Raw genomic sequence first — 20,964 nt, 5'->3', positions numbered from 1 at the left:
GGTGGAGCTTTTATCACTTCACTTCTTATTCTACCTTTAAATGATAACAATAAACGAGATATATTTTATGAACAAAATAATAAAAAACAGCATCAAGACCTTGTCGATGTGTCTGCTGGCTACTACGCCTTTCATTGGCACTGCTTGTTCAGACGATGATGCCCCTATAACCGATTATAGTTGGAACATTGAAGGCAACACGACCGTCAATATCATGCCCGAACGCTACCAACTGCAGCGTAACCCTATGAGTGGATGGGTCATTTACGCGGGTATTGGAAGTGGTATGATGATGGATTTCTGGGATCTTTATGATAACTTCGAGTCGTCAGAAGGTACTGTGAAGGTATCTGACTATGGCAATACGCTCTACGTACGTGGTCTTTGGAGTAACTTTAATCCTGAAAAAGGCAAATATGTATGGGATGAAAGTGTACAGACCGAACCTGCCAAGCGTTTTCGTATGCTGGTGGAAGGAGCTAAAGAACGAAACTTGAAGCTCGCCTTTACCTTTGTGTGTGATAGTCGTGACAAACATGAAGATGCCTGTCCCGATTATGTAAAAGAGGCCGGTGCTGAAGGATTTACCACTACTACCGGTAGTGTAAACGTATGGACACCTTATCCGGACGATCCCATTTTCCAGAGGGAGTATGAAGAGTTCCTTACTGCTTTTGCAGCCAAATACAATGATCCTGATGTCACTCAATTTGTGAGTGGTTTTGGATTAGGCAAATGGGGCGAGACTCACACCCTGAAATACTCTACAGGTGATGAAGCTCCTAGACAAGCAGTATTTGAATGGATTACAGACGTAATGTCACGCCTTTTCACTAAAGTGCCTATCATGATTAATTATCATCGCTGTTTGCTTAGTGGCAAAGAGTTTAGTGATACCGATACCGATGTAGCTGCCGATATGGTGAAACGTGCCGTAGCTAAAGGCTTCTGTTTGCGTCACGATGCTTTCGGCATGAAGCAATATTATAAGGATTGGGAGCGTGGCATCAGTACTACCTATCATGGTATCGTACCTATTACTATGGAAGGTGGTTGGGTAGAATCATCACACGGTGGTTCTATTGCCGGCGATGGTTACAAGAATTTTGCCGAGGTGCGCCAGGGAGAATATGATGAAGCCAAGGGTGGTTATGTCAACATGATGGACCTCCGCTTTGATACCAACGTGAACAAAGGTGAAACTCATTCTTGGTTCAATACAGCTTTCCATTTGGTGAAGGAGTTTATTGCCGAAGGTGGTTACCGTCTCTATCCCGACCGTCTGTCTATTCCTACTATAGCTCGTAGTGGCAGTAGTGTATCACTTACTCACCGCTGGTCGAACTTGGGTTGGGGTTACTGTCCTACCAATTTGCCGCAGTATGGTGACAAGTACAAACTTGCTATCGCTCTGCTCGATAAGAATACAGAGGAGCCCGTCCGCATCTATATAGAAGACAAAGCAAACATTGCCACTTGGATGAAGGGAGCTCCCAAGACTTACACTACTAATATCAAACTCACTGATGTAGCCGCAGGGAATTACATTTGGGCAGTAGGATTGGTAGATACTACCAAAGAGAATGCCATTGGTATCTTAATTTCAGCCCGCGATGAGTATCAAACCTCCAAAGGTTGGGTGAAAGTGGGTGATATAACTATTCAATAATTAAAAACGCTGTGCTATGATGAAAAAAATCTTACTGACATGCATAGCCGTAGCCTGTAGCCTTGTGGCTGTAGCCGGAGAACTGCTCATCGAAGCAGAAAGCTTCAGCCAGCGAGGCGGCTGGGTGCTCGACCAGCAGTTCATGGATCAAATGGGTTCACCCTATCTCATGGCACATGGCATGGGTATTCCTGTGGCCGATGCTACGGCAGAAATCAATATTCCCCAGGCGGGCACTTACTATGTATATGCCCGCACCTACAACTGGACTTCACCTTGGACCGATGCCGAAGGGCCCGGAAAGTTTCGTCTGGCTTTAGGTGGTAAGTTACTGAAAACTACGTTGGGACACACCGGTAATTCCTGGCAATGGCAGTCCGCCGGCAAGGTCGTATTGAAGGCGGGTACTATCACCCTTGCTTTGAAAGACCTTACAGGTTTTAATGGTCGTTGTGATGCCATCTATCTCACGACTGATATGAATGCGCAACCCACTGCATGGGGCGAGGCAGAGACAGCTGCACTTCGTGCCCGCTTGCAACAACAACAAACGGTGCCCACCCATCAGTACGACTTTGTGGTAGTGGGAGGAGGCGTAGCCGGCATGTGTGCCGCTACGGCTGCTGCCCGGTTAGGTTGTAGGGTGGCATTAGTGAACGATCGTCCTGTACTGGGTGGTAATAATTCGTCGGAGATACGTGTACACCTGGGTGGTATCATCGAAAAGGGGCCCAACGAGGGGTTAGGCCGTATGATACGCGAATTCGGTCATGAACGTTCCGGTAATGCCCAACCGGGTGACTATTATGAAGATCAGAAAAAGGAAGACTTTATAGCTGCCGAAAAGAATATCACCCTTTATGCTTCGCAACGTGCTGTGGCCGTAAAGATGCAGGGTGATCGCATAGCATCAGTCACTATTCAACATATTGAGACGGGTGAACAAACCGAACTTACCGCTCCTCTTTTTAGTGACTGCACTGGCGATGCTACCATAGGCTACTTAGCCGGTGCCGATTGGACTATGGGACGTGAAGGCCGCGATGAATATGGCGAAAGTCTCGCTCCCGAGCAGCCCGACTCGCTAGTGATGGGCGCATCGGTACAATGGTATAGCAAGGACATGAAGAAGAAGACCTCTTTCCCCCGCTTCGAATATGGTATGCGCTTTGGCGCTGATAATTGCGAGCCTGTAACTATGGGCGAATGGAAATGGGAAACAGGAATGAACCGTAATCAAATCACCGAGGCTGAACGCATACGCGACTATGGACTTTTGGTGGTATATTCCAATTGGAGCTATCTGAAGAATCACTATGCGGATCGTAAAAAGTATGCCAACCGTTCACTCGATTGGGTGGCGTATGTTTCCGGTAAACGTGAATCTCGCCGCCTTCTGGGCGACTATGTGTTAGCACAAGACGATATAGACAAAAATGTGGCGCACGAGGATGCTTCGTTTACTACCACTTGGAGTATCGACCTCCACTTCCCCGATAGCGTGAACAGTGTGCGTTTTCCTGATAATGAATTCAAGTCGGCAACGGTGCATCGTTGGATTCATCCTTACGCTGTCCCTTATCGTTGTCTTTATTCGCGCAATGTGGATAACCTCTTTATGGCAGGTCGTAATATGAGTTGCACACACGTAGCCTTGGGTACGGTGCGTGTGATGCGTACTACTGGTATGATGGGCGAAGTAGTAGGTATGGCAGCCGGACTCTGTCATAAGCATGGCGTAGAACCGCGTGATATCTATCATCATCATCTGCCCGAATTAAAGCAGCTTATGCAGGCAGGCTTGGGCAAACACAATGTACCCGATAACCAACGTTTCAACGAACCCAACAAATTGTTGGAGGCTCCGGCTTACATCAAACCGCAGACAAACTATGAGTAAAAAAAGTATTATCACGATATTTCTCTCAACCATATTGGGATTGCCGCTTTGGGGGGGACAACACTATTATGCTTTCCTGAAAGGTGATACACTACGTATGGGCAATAACTACATGGAGCGTACCATGCTGTGGAATAATGGTACACCTGTCACCATTAGCCTCACCGATAAGCTATGTGGAAAAATAATCCCGGCTCAAGGCAAAGAGCCCGACTTCTCGATTGTGAAAGGCATCTCTACAGCTGCTACTTTCACTGTGAATGAGATTCCAACGAATGGTATACATGCCAGCTATCTGCAAGCCACTGTGGCTTGCACCATCGGTTCTCTAAGTATAGAACGTCGCTATCGCATTTATGCAGACTGTCCCGCCATTGCCTGCGATACCTATCTGAAAGGACAAGTAGAACTTTACCAGAATAAAGATGACAATCGTTCTAATGCCGATCGTAAAAATATAGAGCACACAGCCGATATGACTACGGGGGTGAAAACTCCGACGATTGACAGATTGCAACTCTCCGGTAATCATTGGCGTGCCCGTACGGTAGAGTTCTTCGACTATACTGATTGGAACGACAATCTGGTGACAGAACGTACCTGGCTTCCTTACCGTCGCAATACCTATCGTGGTAATCTGCTTTTTGCTCACGATGTGGCTACCCGGCAAGGTTTCTTTTTCTTGAAAGAGGCTCCTTGCAGCAGTACCCAATTACATTATAATGGTTCCGACTTCGTGGCCGACTTTAGCGATTTTATGGTAGTGGGTCTGGGCATTGCATCTGATGATGTGAAACCGGATAGCTGGACTCGTGTTTATGGATGCGTTACCGGTGTCTATACCGGAGATGAACAAGAAGCACTAACAGCATTGCGCCTTTATCAAAAACAACTGCGCCACCACACTGCCGCACAGGATGAGATGATTATGCTCAATACCTGGGGTGACCGTAGTCAGGATGCCAAAATAGATGAGGCTTTCTGTCTGGCTGAGCTGGATCGTGCCGCACGTCTGGGTGTCACCCTCTTTCAACTGGACGATGGTTGGCAGAGCGGAAAAAGTCCCAACTCAAAGACAGCCGGAGGCAGCTTTAAAGATATTTGGAAAAATGCCGATTACTGGACGCCCAACCCCACGAAATTCCCTCATGGACTGAAACGCATTGTAGAGAAAGGAAAGAAATTGGGTATTCGTATCGGATTATGGTTCAATCCTAGTATACAGAATGATTTTGCCGATTGGCAAAAAGACGCGCAAGTCATTATCGGGCTTTACAAGGAGTATGGCATCTGCTGTTTCAAGATAGATGGCTTACAAATACCTACTAAAACAGCCGAACAGAATTTGCGCCGGTTGTTTGATGCCGTGTTAGCACAAACCAACCATGAGGTGATTTTCAACCTCGATGCCACTGCCGGTCGTCGCGGTGGATATCATTATATGAATGAGTATGGCAATATCTTCCTGGAAAACCGTTATACCGATTGGGGCAACTATTATCCCTATCGCACCTTGCGTAATCTTTGGATGCTGTCTCGCTATGTACCGGCCGAGAAGATGCAGATAGAATTCCTTAATAAATGGCGTAATGCCGATAAGTACAGCACTACCGATCCATTTGCTCCCGCTCGTTATAGTTTCGACTACCTCTTTGCCATCACCCTGGCGGCACAGCCATTGGCTTGGATGGAGGCTTCGAACCTGCCCGAAGAGGCTTATGCTACGGCAACTCTGCTCAAGGAATATCAACCCTTGCAACTTCAATTTCATCAAGGCATCATATTACCCATTGGTGAAGAACCTTCGGGACGCTCGTGGACAGGATTTCAATCAATAGTCTCTGACACGCAAGGTTATCTCATTATTTACCGCGAAGACAATGATATAGCCAAAAGAACCATTGATACTTGGCTTCCGGAAGGCAAGAAGGTAACTTTTACTCCTTTGATGGGAAATGGCAAAAAGTTTGTTGCTGAAGTTGGTGTACAGGGTAAAGTAAGTTTCGAGCTGAATGATAAGAATTCTTTCACTCTTTATCAATATCAGGTAAAACCATGAAAAGACTATAAACAATAATGGAATTATGATAAAAAGTTTGCGTTCTGTTTTTCTTGCTTTGTTTGTTGCCGTGCAATTCGTTGTGTACGGGCAACCGGCGGAAAGGCTGATTCAAGTGCTGGTCACTCCCGACCACACCAATTGGTTGTATCAACCGGGAGAAAAAGTGAAATTCAAAGTAGCTGTACTGAAATGCAATATTCCACAGGATCATCTGGAAGTGCGTTATGAGATTTCGGAAGATATGATGAAACCTCATCAGACAGGTAAACAACCTTTGAAGAATGAAAAGCTCGAAATTAATGCAGGTACAATGAAAAAAGAGGGTTTCCTGCGTTGCCGTGCTTTTGTCAGTTATCAAGGGCGTGAATATGAAGGTGTAGCTACCGTCGGCTTTGATCCGGAGAAGCTACAACCGACTACTCCGTTGCCCGCCGATTTTCTTGAATTCTGGAAGAGCACCAAAGAAGCCGCTGAAAAGTGGGCGCTGGAACCTATAATGACTTTATTGCCGGAAAAGTGTACGGACAAAGTGAATGTATATCATGTTTCTTTTGCGAATAATGACTATGCATCCCGTATGTATGGCATCCTTTGTGTGCCGAAAGCTCCTGGAAAATATCCGGCCATCTTGAAAGTACCGGGTGCAGGTATCCGCGCATATAACGGAGAGCCTGAACGTGCCGGAAATGGTTTTATCATTTTGGAGATCGGCATTCACGGCATTCCGGTCAACCTGACGGGAGATGTATATCACCGACTTTATAACGGGGCCTTGAAGAATTACCATTCATTCAACACGGACGATCGGGATAAGTATTATTATAAACGGGTTTATACAGGCTGTGTAAGAGCCATTGATTTCATTTACACACTTCCCGAATTTAATGGTAATCTGGCAACTTTCGGTGGAAGCCAGGGCGGAGCACTTTCCATAGTGATTGCCGGACTGGATAACCGTGTCAAAGGATTAGTTTCTTTCTATCCGGCTTTGTGTGATATTGCAGGTTATGCTCATGGTCGTGCAGGAGGTTGGCCGCACATGTTTAAGGATGAAAGGAACCGGACACCGGAGAAGATTAAAACCATCCAGTATTTTGATGTAGTCAACTTTGCCCGGCAGGTTAAAGTACCGGGATTCTATACTTTCGGTTATAATGATATGGTCTGTCCGCCTACCACCACTTATTCGGCTTACAACATGATTAATGCTCCGAAAGAGTTGTTCGTGGCCGAAACGACTGCCCATTATGCCTATGCAGAGCAGTGGAGTGCTGCCTGGAACTGGGTGATGAATTTCCTGAAGAATGAATCGAGAAACGAATAATGTATAAATACCACAAACTAATAGATAAATGAAAATAGGTAAGAAATTAAATCTATGTCTGTTGTTGCTGATCGCTTTTGCAGGAAGCGTTGCGGCACAGGAACTGATAACGAATGTCTACGGTCGTGACATTCATTCACTGAATGGTAAATGGAATGCCATTATCGACCTGTACGACCAGGGACAACGAATGAAAATCTATGAAAATCAGCAACCGAAAGGAAATACTGATTTCTACGAATATGCATTCGAAGGCGGCTTGCGTCTTAATGTCCCGGGAGACTGGAACTCGCAGTCGTCCGAACTGAAATATTATGAGGGTACTGTATGGTATGCGCGTCATTTTGATGCCAAACGTCTGGCAGACAAGCGTCAGTTTCTTTATTTTGGTGCTGTCAGCTATCGTTGCAAAGTCTACCTGAACGGAAAAGAAATAGCAGAACATGAAGGCGGGTTCACCCCTTTCCAAGTAGAAGTGACGGACCTGTTGAAAGACGGCGATAACTTCCTGGCAATAGAAGTGAACAATCGTCGTACCAAGGACGCCATTCCTGCTATGGCGTTCGATTGGTGGAATTATGGCGGCATCACAAGAGATGTGTTGCTGGTGAAAACTCCCCGCACATTTATAGAAGATTACTTCATCCAACTGGATAAAAACGCTCCCGACCGGATCATTGCCCGTGTACGTCTTTCTGATAAAAAGGCGGGTGAAAAGGTGACAGTCGCCATTCCCGAACTTAAAATCAATGCGGAACTTACTACTGATGCGGAAGGAAAAGCGGAAACCGTATTGAATGCAAAGAAACTGCAACGCTGGTCGCCCGAAGAACCGAAACTCTATGGCGTGGCCATTTCTTCAAGTACCGATCGCGTGGAGGAACAAATAGGCTTCCGTAACATCACAGTGAAAGGAACGGATATTTACCTGAACGGGAAACCGACATTTATGTGTTGCATCTCTTTCCATGAAGAGATTCCGCAGCGCATGGGACGTGCTTTCTCGGAAGCCGATGCATCCATGTTGCTGAATGAAGCTAAGGCGCTTGGTGTGAACATGATTCGTCTGGCACATTATCCGCAGAATGAATACACGGTACGCTTGGCAGAAAAGATGGGTTTCCTTCTCTGGCAGGAAACTCCTATTTGGCAAGGCATTGACTTTACAGACAAAGATACCCGTAAGAAAGCACAGAAGATGCTTTCTGAAATGATAAAGCGCGATCAGAATCGTTGTGCAGTAGGTTACTGGGGTGTTGCCAATGAAACACAGCCTTCCAAAGAACGGAATGATTTTTTGACTTCCCTGCTTGAAACAGGCAAACAGCTGGATACTACCCGTCTGTATGTCGCCGCTTTTGACCTTGTGCGCTTTAACAGTGAGAAACAGCGTTTGGTAATGGAAGATTCCTTTACTTCCCAATTAGATGTCGTAGCAATCAATAAATATATGGGCTGGTATCATCCATGGCCTGTTGAACCGAAAGATGCAATTTGGGAAGTAGTGACGCACAAACCGTTGATTATTTCTGAATTTGGTGGTGAAGCATTGTACGGTCAGTCTGGCGATGAGAATGTAGTCAGCTCCTGGAGTGAAGAGTATCAGGCACGTCTGTATAGAGACAATATTCGTATGTTCGACAATATCCCTAACCTGCGTGGAGTATCTCCCTGGATTCTGTTCGACTTCCGTTCTCCGTTCCGTTTCCACCCCACTAATCAGGATGGCTGGAACCGCAAAGGGTTAATATCCGATCAGGGAATGCGCAAGAAGGCATGGTATCTTATGAGAGATTATTACATGAAAAAAAGAAATAACTAATAGGTTTAGCTATATTTGATTGTGATGAAGAGATATAGAATTGTTGCGATTTGTATGTTCATATTGCTCCTTCTGACGGAGGGGGTATATGGACAACAAAAGGTAGTTAAGATATTGGCTATCGGCAATAGCTTTTCCCAAGATGCCGTGGAGCAATATCTGCATGAACTTGCGGAAGCCGAAGGTATTTCAACCATAATCGGCAATATGTTTATTGGTGGCTGTTCCTTAGAACGCCATGTGAAGAATGCCCGTGAAAATGCTCCTGCCTATGCCTACCGGAAAATCGGTACAGATGGAAAGAAACGGGAAAAAGGCAAGATGTCTTTGGAAATGGTACTGGCGGATGAAGACTGGGATTATGTCAGCCTGCAACAGGCAAGTACTTTTTCGGGAATGTATGAGACGTATGAAGCCTCTCTTCCCGAGCTCATAGAGTATGTAAAAGCACGTATTCCCAAGAAAACAAAGTTGATGCTGCACCAGACTTGGGCCTATGCATCCACTTCCAATCACGATGGATTTAAAAACTACAACCGCGATCAGCTGACGATGTATCACGCAATTGTAGATGCAGTGAAAAAAGCAGGTAAGGCATATAAGATTAAGATGATTATCCCTACGGGCACTGCCATACAGAATGCCCGTACCTCTTTCATCGGCGATCATATGAACCGTGACGGATATCATCTGGATGTGAAAGTCGGACGTTATACTGCTGCCTGCACTTGGTTCGAACGTATCTTCAAACGCAATGTAATCGGAAATCCTTATGGCCCGGAGAGCCTGGATGAGGCTCGAAAAGCTGTTGCCCAGAAAGCTGCTCATGCAGCAGTGAAGCATCCGTATAGGGTGACTGATTTATCTGAAAGACAATAAAAAGAAGCCATGTTGTGGCTGTCTGATAAAGCTATATTTATATACTAATTAACCGACGAAAACATCGATGAGAAAGAAAGTATTGGTTTACGGATTATGTTTGCTAGGTTCTATATGCACCCTTTCGGCAAAAGATAAAAAAGATGTTGCACTATATAAAGACGCAAAGGCTCCGATTGAGAAACGCGTAGATGATCTCCTATCCCGCATGACTTTGGAAGAGAAAGTGATGCAGCTTAATCAATATACCCTGGGACGGAATAACAATGTGAATAATGTAGGTGAAGAAGTGAAGAAAGTGCCCGCAGAAATCGGTTCTCTGATTTACTTCGAAACAAATCCCGCACTGCGTAATAGTATGCAGAAAAAAGCGATGGAAGAGTCTCGTCTGGGTATTCCTATTATTTTCGGCTACGATGCAATTCATGGTTTCCGTACCGTGTATCCTATTTCGTTGGCACAGGCTTGTTCCTGGAATCCGGATTTGGTAGAGCAGGCGTGTGCTGTATCTGCACAGGAAGCGCGTATGTCGGGAGTGGACTGGACTTTCTCACCGATGATTGACGTGGCTCGTGATCCTCGCTGGGGACGTGTGGCAGAGGGTTATGGTGAAGATCCTTATACAAACGGGGTATTCGGTGCAGCTTCCGTCAAAGGTTATCAAGGAGATGACTTGTCAGCAGAAAAACGTATGGCAGCTTGTCTGAAACATTATGTAGGTTACGGGGCATCCGAAGCTGGGCGTGACTATGTCTATACCGAGATCTCCAAACAAACTCTTTGGGATACTTATCTGCTCCCTTACGAGATGGGTGTGAAAGCAGGTGCGGCAACACTGATGAGTTCCTTTAATGATATCAGCGGTGTGCCGGGTTCGGCCAATCCTTACATAATGACCGAGATATTAAAGAAACGTTGGGGGCATGATGGGTTTATTGTTTCCGATTGGGGAGCCATCGAACAGTTGAAAAATCAGGGATTGGCAGCGACCAAAAAAGAAGCAGCCTGGCATGCGTTTACTGCCGGTCTTGAAATGGATATGATGTCTCATGCTTACGACCGCCATTTGCAAGAGTTGGTAGAAGAGGGCAGAGTATCGGTAGCTCAAGTAGATGAGGCTGTACGTCGTGTTCTACTTTTGAAATTCCGTCTCGGCCTGTTCGAACGTCCTTATACTCCCGCAACAAGTGAGAAAGAACGTTTCTTCCGTCCGCAAAGTATGGATATTGCAGCCCGGCTTGCGGCGGAATCCATGGTCTTGCTGAAAAATGAAAACAAAACATTACCGCTGACTGATAAAAAGAAGATTGCCGTGGTAGGACCAATGGCAAAAAATGGTTGGGACTTGTTGGGTTCTTGGTGTGGTCATGGAAAAGATACGGATGTTGCCATGCTCTATAATGGACTGGCTACTGAATTTACAGGAAAAGCTGAATTGCGTTATGCAGCAGGCTGTGCTACGAAAGGAGATAACAGAGAAGGATTTGCAGAAGCATTGGAAGCTGCACGCTGGTCTGATGTAGTTGTTCTTTGTTTGGGTGAGATGATGACCTGGAGTGGTGAGAATGCTTCCCGTTCTTCTATCGCATTGCCGCAGATTCAGGAAGAGCTGGCCGCAGAACTGAAGAAAGCCGGAAAGCCTATTGTACTGGTATTGGTGAATGGACGTCCGTTGGAATTGAATCGTCTGGAACCGATTTCCGATGCTATACTGGAAATCTGGCAACCGGGTGTGAATGGAGCGTTGCCGATGGCCGGTATATTATCAGGACGTATCACCCCATCCGGTAAACTTGCCATGACGTTCCCTTATTCCACAGGACAAATTCCTATTTATTACAATCGCCGCAAGAGCGGACGTGGGCATCAAGGATTCTATAAAGATATAACAAGCGATCCGTTGTATCCGTTCGGGCATGGATTAAGTTATACTGAATTTAAGTATGGCACCGTTACCCCTTCTGCTACTAAAGTGAAGCGCGGCGATCGATTGTCTGCAGAAGTGACTGTTACCAATGTCGGTGCTCGCGATGGAGCAGAGACTGTTCATTGGTTTATATCCGATCCGTATTGCTCGATTACCCGCCCGGTGAAAGAACTGAAACATTTTGAAAAACAGTTGATTAAAGCCGGAGAAACGAAGACTTTCCGTTTTGACATAGACCTGGAACGTGATTTCGGTTTTGTCAATGAGGATGGTAAACGATTCCTTGAAGCCGGAGAATATCATATTTTGGTACAGGGACAGACCGTTAAAATAGAACTGATAGACTAAAAATGTAAAGAACAAAAGTGTGTCAAGAGCTGATAGCCAAGTTGGTTTTTGACATATGCTATATTAATACAAAATCACCATGAAAAAGAAAATAGGAGGCATAGGTTTATGTATGCTTGCATGGAGCATATTAACCTGTGCGCAGACAATCACTCCCCAAGCCGAACAACGTGCCAGGGAAATTGTATCTAAAATGACTTTGCAAGAGAAAATAGAGTATATCTCCGGATATACCAGCTTCTCGCTTCGTGCAATCCCCCGTTTGGGAATTCCTGAAATAAAACTGGCGGACGGACCGCAGGGAATTCGTAATCATGCCCCCAAGAGCACTCTCTATCCTTCTGGAATACTTTCCGCTTCTACCTGGAACCGGAGTCTGCTTTATCAACTGGGGCAAGGATTGGGACAGGATGCCAAAGCTAGAGGAGTGAATATACTGCTCGGGCCGGGAGTAAATATCTACCGCGCTCCTATGTGTGGACGTAACTTTGAATACTTTGGCGAAGACCCTTATTTAACGGGTGAAACGGCTAAACAATATATCCTGGGCGTGCAATCGGAAGGAGTTATTGCCACCATCAAGCACTTTGCAGCTAATAATCAGGAATGGAGCCGTCATCATGCCAGTTCGGACATAGACGAACGTACTTTGCACGAGATTTATTTTCCGGCCTTTCGGAAAGCTGTACAGGAAGCGAATGTAAGTGCTGTTATGAACAGCTATAATCTTCTGAACGGTGTCCATGCTACCGAACATAAATGGTTGAATATTGATATCTTGCGTAATCTCTGGGGATTTAAAGGTATCTTAATGTCGGACTGGACTTCCGTATATTCTGCCGTAGGAGCCGCTAATGCCGGACTTGATCTTGAAATGCCGAAAGGACGTTTTATGAATGTCGACAATCTTATACCTGCTATCAAAAACGGTACGGTGACAGAAGAAACCATCAATCTGAAAGTGCAGCATATCTTGCAGACCTTGATTGCTTACGGCATGCTGGATAAGGAACAGAAAGACAGTAACATCGCGCAGGATAATCCTTTTTCCCGCCAGGCTGCTTTAGAACTGGCACGCGAAGGTGTAGTCTTACTGAAGAATGAAGGAAATCTACTCCCCTTAAAAGGAAAGACTGCTGTGATGGGGCCCAATGCCGACCGCATTCCTACAGGTGGTGGAAGTGGTTTTGTAACTCCATTTTCTACGGTATCTGTTAGTGAGGGACTGGGAAAACTGAAAAAAAAGAACCTCGTTCAGTTGACGGACGATGTGATTTATGAGGATATTCTTCATGAATTTTATGCGGATGCCGCTCGGCAGACGAAAGGATTTAAAGCCGAATATTTTAAGAATAAAACGCTTTCAGGACAACCGGAGGTCACTCGTACAGAAGCATCAGTTGATTATGACTGGCAATATGGAGCACCACTGGAAGGTTTTCCGGAAGATGGATTTTCTGTCCGTTGGACAGCCAGTTATATGTCTCAAAAGGATGGATTATTAAAACTATCCATTGGTGGCGATGATGGTTATCGCCTGTTTGTGAATGATAAGCATATTACAGGCGATTGGGGTAATCATTCATATTCAAGCCGTGAAGTGGAACTGCCGGTTGAGGCAGGTAAAGAATACAGTTTCCGAATCGAGTTTTTTGATAATATCTCTTCAGCAATTATCCGTTTTAAAGCATCCAGGCTGAATGAAGAGAAACTTCGTCAAGGATTGGCAAAGGTGGATAATGTTGTATTCTGTACCGGTTTCAATAGTAATACAGAAGGAGAGGGGTTCGATCGCCCGTTTGCTCTGTTACATTATCAGGAATTATTCATTCAGAAAGTAGCTTCTCTGCATCCGAATCTGGTAGTAGTGTTAAATGCTGGCGGTGGAGTTGACTTTACCTCTTGGCATGAGGCTGCAAAAGCGATTTTGATGGCATGGTATCCCGGACAGGAGGGTGGACAGGCAATAGCCGAAATATTGACTGGAAAGATTTCTCCGAGTGGTAAGTTGCCGATTTCTATCGAAAAGAAATGGGAAGATAATCCGGTGCATGACAGCTATTATGAGAATCTGAAAGCGGAAATTAAGCGTGTCGATTATTCAGAGGGTGTTTTTGTTGGCTATCGGGGATATGACCGTTCGGGCAAAGAACCTTTTTATCCATTTGGCTATGGGTTGTCTTATTCTACTTTCGCTTATAGTAATTTAGCTGTGGAGAAAACCGGTGAACATCAGGTGACGGTTAGCTTTGATATAAAGAATACAGGAAAAATGGATGCTTCGGAAATAGCCCAGGTATATGTGCATGATGTAGAATCTTCCGTTCCCCGTCCTTTGAAAGAACTGAAAGGCTATGATAAGGTGTTCTTGAAGAAAGGAGAGACACAACGCCTTTCTATTGTATTGAATGAAGACGCATTTTCTTATTACGATATGAATCAACATCGCTTTGTAGTAGAAAAGGGTGTATTTGAGATTCTTGTCGGTCCGGCTTCCAATCAATTACCTTTAAAGGCTGCGATTGAATTATAATTACCGATGCATCAAAAGCCTTGTTCATGCCGGTAAACAATCTGTTTCGAGGCATGAAACAAACTGTTCGCAGGTTTAAAACAAATAAAACTGCCGTCAACCGGAAATTAGCACCTAAGTAATCAGGCACTAATACTCTATCCCTAGGATATTAATACCTGATTTGTAGAGTATATATACGCAATGTGTTGGATATATATATCCAACACATTGCGTATATATGCCCTGTATATTGGATCTATATGTCCTTAATCTATATGAAAGACCCTAATGGTGAAAGATGATATCTTCTGTATTTTGTGCTTTATGTCACTGTAAAACGTTGATTCATAGTTGTTAAACTGAAAATGAAACCTGTGAACCTTCTAAATGCTTCTTAATAGTTGTATATTCGTTTTCAGAAATCTAGTGTTGAGTTTATAACTATGAACCAGGTTCCAGTTTTCTACCCTTTTCTCCACTCTTCTCCATTTTTTATTTATAAATAAGTACCTGTTAAAATAGCTTCTTATCATCAGTTCTCTATCCATAAAGTTAATGATATTGATAGATAGGTGTTATTTAGTCAAAGGAAATGGGTAGTGTATATTGCAATATCGATTAGAGAAAGAGAGAAATGAAAACCGAGTTCTTGACGAACTTGGTTTTATTTTGATATGAAAACGAATGCCTTATTATTTTTAATTCTTAATAACAACAAAATAATCGTTCAGAATATCATTATAGTAAAACAAAAGTAGAATAAAATAAAGTATTACGCAAGTGAATCTACTAAAATATTTTAAAATAAAATAGTTGGATCGTTGTGCTTTCTGGCAACAAAAATGTGATAACAGTTTTATCAACTTGCCTTCGGTACCAAAATAAGTATTTATTATATAGCAATTTACATACAAATAGTATCGAACTCAAAACTGTGCGAGTGTATGGATGATTGTTTTATCTAAAATGTCCTTCCAAGTTGTATTTCCAAGCATAGGTAAAACCAAGTTCGTCAAGAACTCTGGCAAATATTAACCTAAGATAAAAATAGAAAAGCCTATGGAAAACTAAACACACAAATTGCCTGAAACATGGTGTCAAATAATATATGAAGGCACCACAAAACCTTAGAAATTCTAACTTACTAATGTCTAACTGAATAAATTAAAGTATGACAAGAAAAACTAACCGATGCCCGGCCTTTATGGAAGGACGGGGAACACGTTGCCTGAAAATGGCAGCAGTTGCTACTTTATTGTTATGGTGCACACAACCTATGCAAGCAGTAGCTAATACTAATGAAACACAGGAAACTGCTGATATACAGCAGCAAAAAGTAAAGACTACAGGTGTTGTAGTGGATGAAAACGGAGAACCTCTTATTGGAGTCTCTGTAAAGGTGCAAGGTACTGCCACAGGTACTGTTACTGATCTCAACGGACGCTTCTCTATCGATTCCCCCAAAGGAGCAGTTCTCTCACTTTCGTTTATTGGTTATAAAACTATTACCGTGAAAGCTGATGGGACACCCCTTAATATCGTTATGAAAGAAGATTCGGAACAGCTCGACGAAGTAGTCGTTGTAGGCTACGGAACACAAAAAAAAGTAAATGTAACCGGTGCGGTAGGTATGGTCGATGCGAAAGTGTTGGCTGCACGTCCTGTAACCAATGTGGCGCAGGCCCTACAGGGTACAGTGCCAGGATTGAACTTCACGGTAGGAAGTGAAGGTGGAGCCTTGGATGGTTCGATGAGTTTTAATATTCGTGGTGCAGGAACAATCGGTGATGGTTCCGGGTCGTCTCCACTTGTGTTGATTGACGGTATCGAAGGTAATCTTAATTCGTTGAATCCGAATGATATAGAAACGGTTTCTGTTTTGAAAGACGCTGCTTCTGCCTCTATTTATGGAGCGCGTGCTGCTTTTGGTGTTATTCTGATTCAAACCAAGAAAGGGAAAGCGGGTAAAGCCAGAGTCAGTTATAATGGAAATGTCCGTTTCAGCGATGCGGTATCAGTGCCTGAAATGATGGACTCATATACTTTTGCCCAGTACTTTAATCGTGCCGCAGAGAATGCGGGCAGATCCGGTGAGGCTCCGTTCTCATCCGAGCAGTTACAGAAAATAAAAGATTATCAGGAAGGAAAGACAACATTCGTCACAACACTGAATACGAATAATAACCGTTGGAACAATTATGGCGGAGCGAATGCTAATACGGATTGGTTTAAAGAATTTTACAATGACTGGGTGCCATCTCAAGAGCATAATCTAAGTATTTCGGGAGGTAATGAGAAAATCCAATTCTCATTGAGCGGTAGTTTTATGGACCAGAACGGTCTGTTGCGGCATGGTGAAGATAATTTGCAACGTTATACAATGAATAGCACCATTACAGCGCAGATCACAGATTGGTTCCGAGTGAATTATTCTACCAAATGGACACGTGAGGACTTTGACCGACCCTCTTATCTGACCGGCTTATTCTTCCATAATATCGCTCGCCGCTGGCCCACCTGTCCGGCTTACGATCCCAATGGCTATCCCATGAATGGTGTGGAAATCACAGAATTGGAGGATGGTGGCCGGCAAACTAACCAGAAAGACCTGAACACTCAACAGTTGCAGTTTGTGTTTGAACCGATCAAGAACTGGACAATTAATATCGAGGGTGCTCTAAGAACGGAAAACAAAAATGAACATTGGGAAGTATTGCCTATCTTCTCTCATGACGGTGACGGTAATCCGTATTCTATACCATGGGGAGGTTATGGAGCCGGCAGTTCCGTTGTGAACGAATATAATTATAAAGAGAATTATTACAGCACGAATATCTATTCCGATTATTTTAAACAATATGAAAGCGGTCATTACTTTAAAGTGATGGCAGGTTTTAATGCAGAGTTGTATAAAACAAGAAGTTTGTCGGGGCAGAAGAATACGCTGATCTCCAATTCTGTGCCTACACTGAATACAGCAACGGAATCTCCTACTACTTCCGGTGGATATGCACACAATGGGGTAGCTGGATTCTTCGGGCGTATCAACTATAATTATAAAGAGCGTTATCTGATAGAGTTGAACGGTCGTTATGACGGTTCGTCCCGTTTCATTAATGACAAGCGTTGGGGATTTTTCCCGTCATTGTCAGTTGGATGGAATATAGCACGTGAAGATTTCTTCAGGGATATAGCTGATAAAGCTCATGTTGATGTATTGAAATTAAGAGGTTCATGGGGACAGTTGGGAAATACGGATACTAAGGATGCATGGTATCCTTTCTATCAGACGATGCCACAAGGCACTGATTACAACTGGTTGGTGAATGGAAAAAGACCGAATTATGCAAGCTTACCCGGTATCGTCTCCAGCTTGAAGACTTGGGAAACGATTGAAACCTGGGACGTCGGTTTGGACTGGGGGCTGTTTAATAATCGCTTGACCGGTTCGTTCGATTACTTTGTGCGTTGGACGTATGATATGATTGGCCCGGCTCCGGAATTATCTTCCGTATTGGGTGCTACTCCTCCGAAAATCAACAATTCCGATATGAAATCCTATGGTTTTGAGCTGGAACTGGGGTGGAGAGATATGATTGGTGATTTCTCTTATGGTGCCAAATTTACGTTAGCCGATGACCAACAGAAAATCACTCGCTATCCGAATGAAAACAACAAACTTTCCGAAGCATATTATCCGGGAATGATGAAAGGAGAAATCTGGGGATATGAAACGGTAGGTATCGCACAATCACAGGAAGAGATGGATGCTCACTTGGCCAAAGTGGATCAGTCTTCTTTGGGAAGCAAGTGGGGAGCAGGTGATATCATGTATAAGGATGTAGACGGCGATGGAGTGATCTCGACAGGTGATAATACCACAGAGAAACCCGGTGACCGTGTGATTTTGGGCAATAATACACCTCGATTTAAATATGGTATCACGTTGGATGCAGCATGGAAAGGTGTGGATTTCCGTATATTTCTGCAAGGAGTGGCCAAGCGCGATTATGTGTTGAGCGGTCCCTATTTCTGGGGAGCCAATGGAGTGGACGAATGGCAGGCTACCGGATTTAAGGAACATTGGGACTTCTGGCGCCCGGAGGGTGACCCGTTGGGTGCTAATACAAATGCCTATTATCCACGCGTGTTGAAAAGTGATTCGAGAAATATGGCGGTGCAGAGCCGTTATATTCAGAATGCAGCTTACTGCCGTATTAAGAATGTTCAGATTGGCTACACGTTGCCTAAGAGCTGGACGAATAAAGCTGGAATGTCTTCAGTTCGCGTATATGTGTCGGGTGACAATCTGTTGACATTCTCTCATATGTCCAAGATTTTCGACCCGGAGGCTTTGGAAAGCACTTATGATGCGAATAATGGTAAACTCTATCCGTTGCAGCGCACCATCTCGGTAGGTTTAAATGTTAACTTCTAATTTTAAGGCTTATGAAACTGAAACATATTATATTACAAACAATCTTGATGGCAGGAGCTACGTGGTCGCTTACATCTTGTAATGATTTTCTGGATATGGCGCCTCTGGATCAGGTGACTCCGCAAGAGTATTTCAATACGACGGACCACTTGGCTGCATATAGTATCTCGCAGTACAACAGTATCTTTTCAACGCATGGTGGATATGGAGTCGGTACAGTGAACAATGACCAGAATACAGATAATATGGTAGCCGGAGGATATTCTTCTACCTATTTTGAGAAAGACCAGTGGCGTGTTCCTAATACTGGAGGTGGCTGGGATTTTACTCAAATCCGCTATTGCAATTATTTCTTCGAAAATGTGCTTCCTAAATTCGAGGCGGGCAAGATTGAGGGCAATCGTGAACAGATTCTTCACTATGTCGGCGAAATGTACTTTATCCGTGCATGGATTTATTACAGTAAGCTGAAATCATTCGGAGATTTTCCAATTATAACCGAAGTCTTGCCGGATGATCAGTCTGTTTTGATAGAGAAATCTGTTCGTCAGCCGCGTAATCTCGTAGCTCGTTTTATCATCAATCAGCTCGATTCCGCCGCCAAATATATGGTGGATGATATTTCAGGAAACAAAACACGATTAACAAAGAATTGTGCGTTATTAATAAAGTCGCGTGTTGCTTTGTATGAGGCTACATTTGAAAAGTATCATAAAGGGACAGGGCGTGTGCCAGGGGATGCGACCTGGCCGGGTAAGAGAATACATACCGATTTCTCCACGAACATGGATAATGAAATCAATTTCTTTCTGGATGAGGCTATGAAAGCAGCGGAACAGGTGGCTGATGATATTACTTTGACCAATAATACCGGTCTGACCAATCCGAAAAACATATCGGGGATTGTTGGCTGGAATCCGTATTTCGAGATGTTTGCGGAAGAAGATATGAGCAGTTATTCCGAAGTTCTTTTCTGGAAGCAATATATGAATGGTAGTGGCGTGTCAATCACGCATGGTACACCGGCTTATATTTTTAGTGGAGGCAATAATGGTATGCTGAAGAGTTTTGTAGATTGTTTTGTCATGGAAGACGGACTTCCCTATTATGCAGCAGGAAATGAATATAAAGGTGACAAAACTATCATGGATGTGAAAGAGAATCGTGATCTGCGTCTGCAAATGTTTGTTTTGGGCGAGAAGGATTTGCTTCCATCCAGTTCGACAGAAGAGCCTGCACTTGAAGAATTCAAACAGCCTAATATTATATCATTGGAAGCCCAAACATCTGATAATACAGGGTATCGGATTCGGAAATGCTTGACATATAATAATAAGCAGATTATTTCCGGTCAGTCGCAATCGACTACAGGCTGCATTATCTTTCGTGGTGTCGAAGCTTATCTGAATTATCTGGAAGCCTACTATTTGCGTAATAATAAGGTAGACGGTAAAGCGAAAAGCTATTGGGATGCAGTACGCAATCGGGCAGGCATTACAGGCAATTTCCAGACAACCATTGACAATACCGATATGAATAAGGAGACGGATTTGGCCGCTCATCCCGGTTCGTATGAAGTGGATGCTACCTTATATAATATCCGTCGCGAACGTCGTTGCGAGTTTATTGGCGAAGGAATGCGTTGGGATGACCTGGTGCGTTGGAGAGCTTGGGATGGCGTACTTACTAATAAGTTTATTCCTGAAGGGTATAACTTTTGGGAAGAGGCTTATAAAACTTATGAACTTCCGGAAGACGTTACTTTAAAAGATGATCCGGATGATGCTACTTCTAATATTTCCTCCAGAGCATTCAAGTATATTCGTCCTTTTAGCAAGGTGAGAATCAATAATCAGGTATATGATGGATATTCTTGGGCTAAGGCCAACTATTTGAGCCCGGTTGCTATTAATGAAATGAGACTTGCGTCTCCTGATAATAGTACAGATAATTCTGTTATTTATCAGAATCCGTATTGGCCGGAAAAAGTGGGTGGCACTGCTCTCGAATAGGTTGATATAAATATAGGTTACACGATAGAAAGAATGAAAGGCGTAGAAAGAGAGTTGATTCTCTTGTC

The 20,964-nt window shown here is 43.9% G+C and carries 10 protein-coding genes; all 10 read left to right on the top strand.

The window, feature by feature from the left end:
* The first annotated feature begins 67 nt into the window (after window positions 1-67).
* The 10 genes from I2I13_RS09630 to I2I13_RS09585 all read left to right on the top strand — a co-directional run bounded on the left by I2I13_RS09630 (window position 68) and on the right by I2I13_RS09585 (window position 20,896).
* Window positions 68-1,669 carry a hypothetical protein gene (locus I2I13_RS09630; RefSeq protein ID WP_004302514.1) on the top strand — a complete coding sequence of 534 codons (1,602 nt, stop codon included), beginning with the start codon at window positions 68-70 and terminating at the stop codon, window positions 1,667-1,669.
* A 19-nt stretch (window positions 1,670-1,688) separates the two neighbouring features.
* Window positions 1,689-3,569: an FAD-dependent oxidoreductase gene (locus I2I13_RS09625; protein WP_008646516.1), complete on the top strand. Its 1,881-nt coding sequence runs from the start codon at window positions 1,689-1,691 to the stop codon at window positions 3,567-3,569.
* Window positions 3,562-5,628 (top strand): alpha-galactosidase, encoded by a 2,067-nt coding sequence (locus I2I13_RS09620; RefSeq protein WP_004302512.1) that lies wholly within the window; start codon window positions 3,562-3,564, stop codon window positions 5,626-5,628. The genes I2I13_RS09625 and I2I13_RS09620 overlap by 8 nt, the downstream gene beginning before the upstream one ends.
* A 25-nt stretch (window positions 5,629-5,653) precedes the next feature.
* Entirely contained in the window at window positions 5,654-6,955 is a 1,302-nt protein-coding gene (locus I2I13_RS09615; protein WP_004311196.1) for an acetylxylan esterase, read from the top strand.
* Window positions 6,956-6,983: 28 nt separating this feature from the next.
* Complete coding sequence (locus I2I13_RS09610) at window positions 6,984-8,777, top strand: glycoside hydrolase family 2 protein (RefSeq protein WP_195649344.1); 1,794 nt, start codon at window positions 6,984-6,986, stop codon at window positions 8,775-8,777.
* Between the two features lie 24 nt (window positions 8,778-8,801).
* On the top strand, window positions 8,802-9,656 hold the full coding sequence (locus tag I2I13_RS09605) for a DUF4886 domain-containing protein (protein ID WP_195649343.1): 855 nt from the start codon (window positions 8,802-8,804) through the stop codon (window positions 9,654-9,656).
* A 67-nt stretch (window positions 9,657-9,723) separates the two neighbouring features.
* Window positions 9,724-11,931, top strand: coding sequence for a glycoside hydrolase family 3 N-terminal domain-containing protein (locus I2I13_RS09600; RefSeq protein WP_195649342.1), 2,208 nt, complete (start codon window positions 9,724-9,726; stop codon window positions 11,929-11,931).
* Between the two features lie 79 nt (window positions 11,932-12,010).
* Window positions 12,011-14,464 (top strand): glycoside hydrolase family 3 protein, encoded by a 2,454-nt coding sequence (locus I2I13_RS09595; protein ID WP_195649341.1) that lies wholly within the window; start codon window positions 12,011-12,013, stop codon window positions 14,462-14,464.
* A 1,153-nt stretch (window positions 14,465-15,617) separates the two neighbouring features.
* On the top strand, window positions 15,618-18,884 hold the full coding sequence (locus I2I13_RS09590; RefSeq protein ID WP_195649340.1) for a TonB-dependent receptor: 3,267 nt from the start codon (window positions 15,618-15,620) through the stop codon (window positions 18,882-18,884).
* Between the two features lie 11 nt (window positions 18,885-18,895).
* The gene (locus I2I13_RS09585) at window positions 18,896-20,896 is read left to right on the top strand and encodes a RagB/SusD family nutrient uptake outer membrane protein (protein WP_195649339.1); all 2,001 of its coding nucleotides are present in this window, start codon (window positions 18,896-18,898) and stop codon (window positions 20,894-20,896) included.
* Window positions 20,897-20,964: the final 68 nt, after the last annotated feature.

The organism is Bacteroides sp. D55t1_190419_B8, from assembly GCF_015558905.1.
Lineage (GTDB): Bacteria > Bacteroidota > Bacteroidia > Bacteroidales > Bacteroidaceae > Bacteroides > Bacteroides vicugnae.
This window is presented reverse-complemented; position numbering and strand designations above follow the sequence as displayed.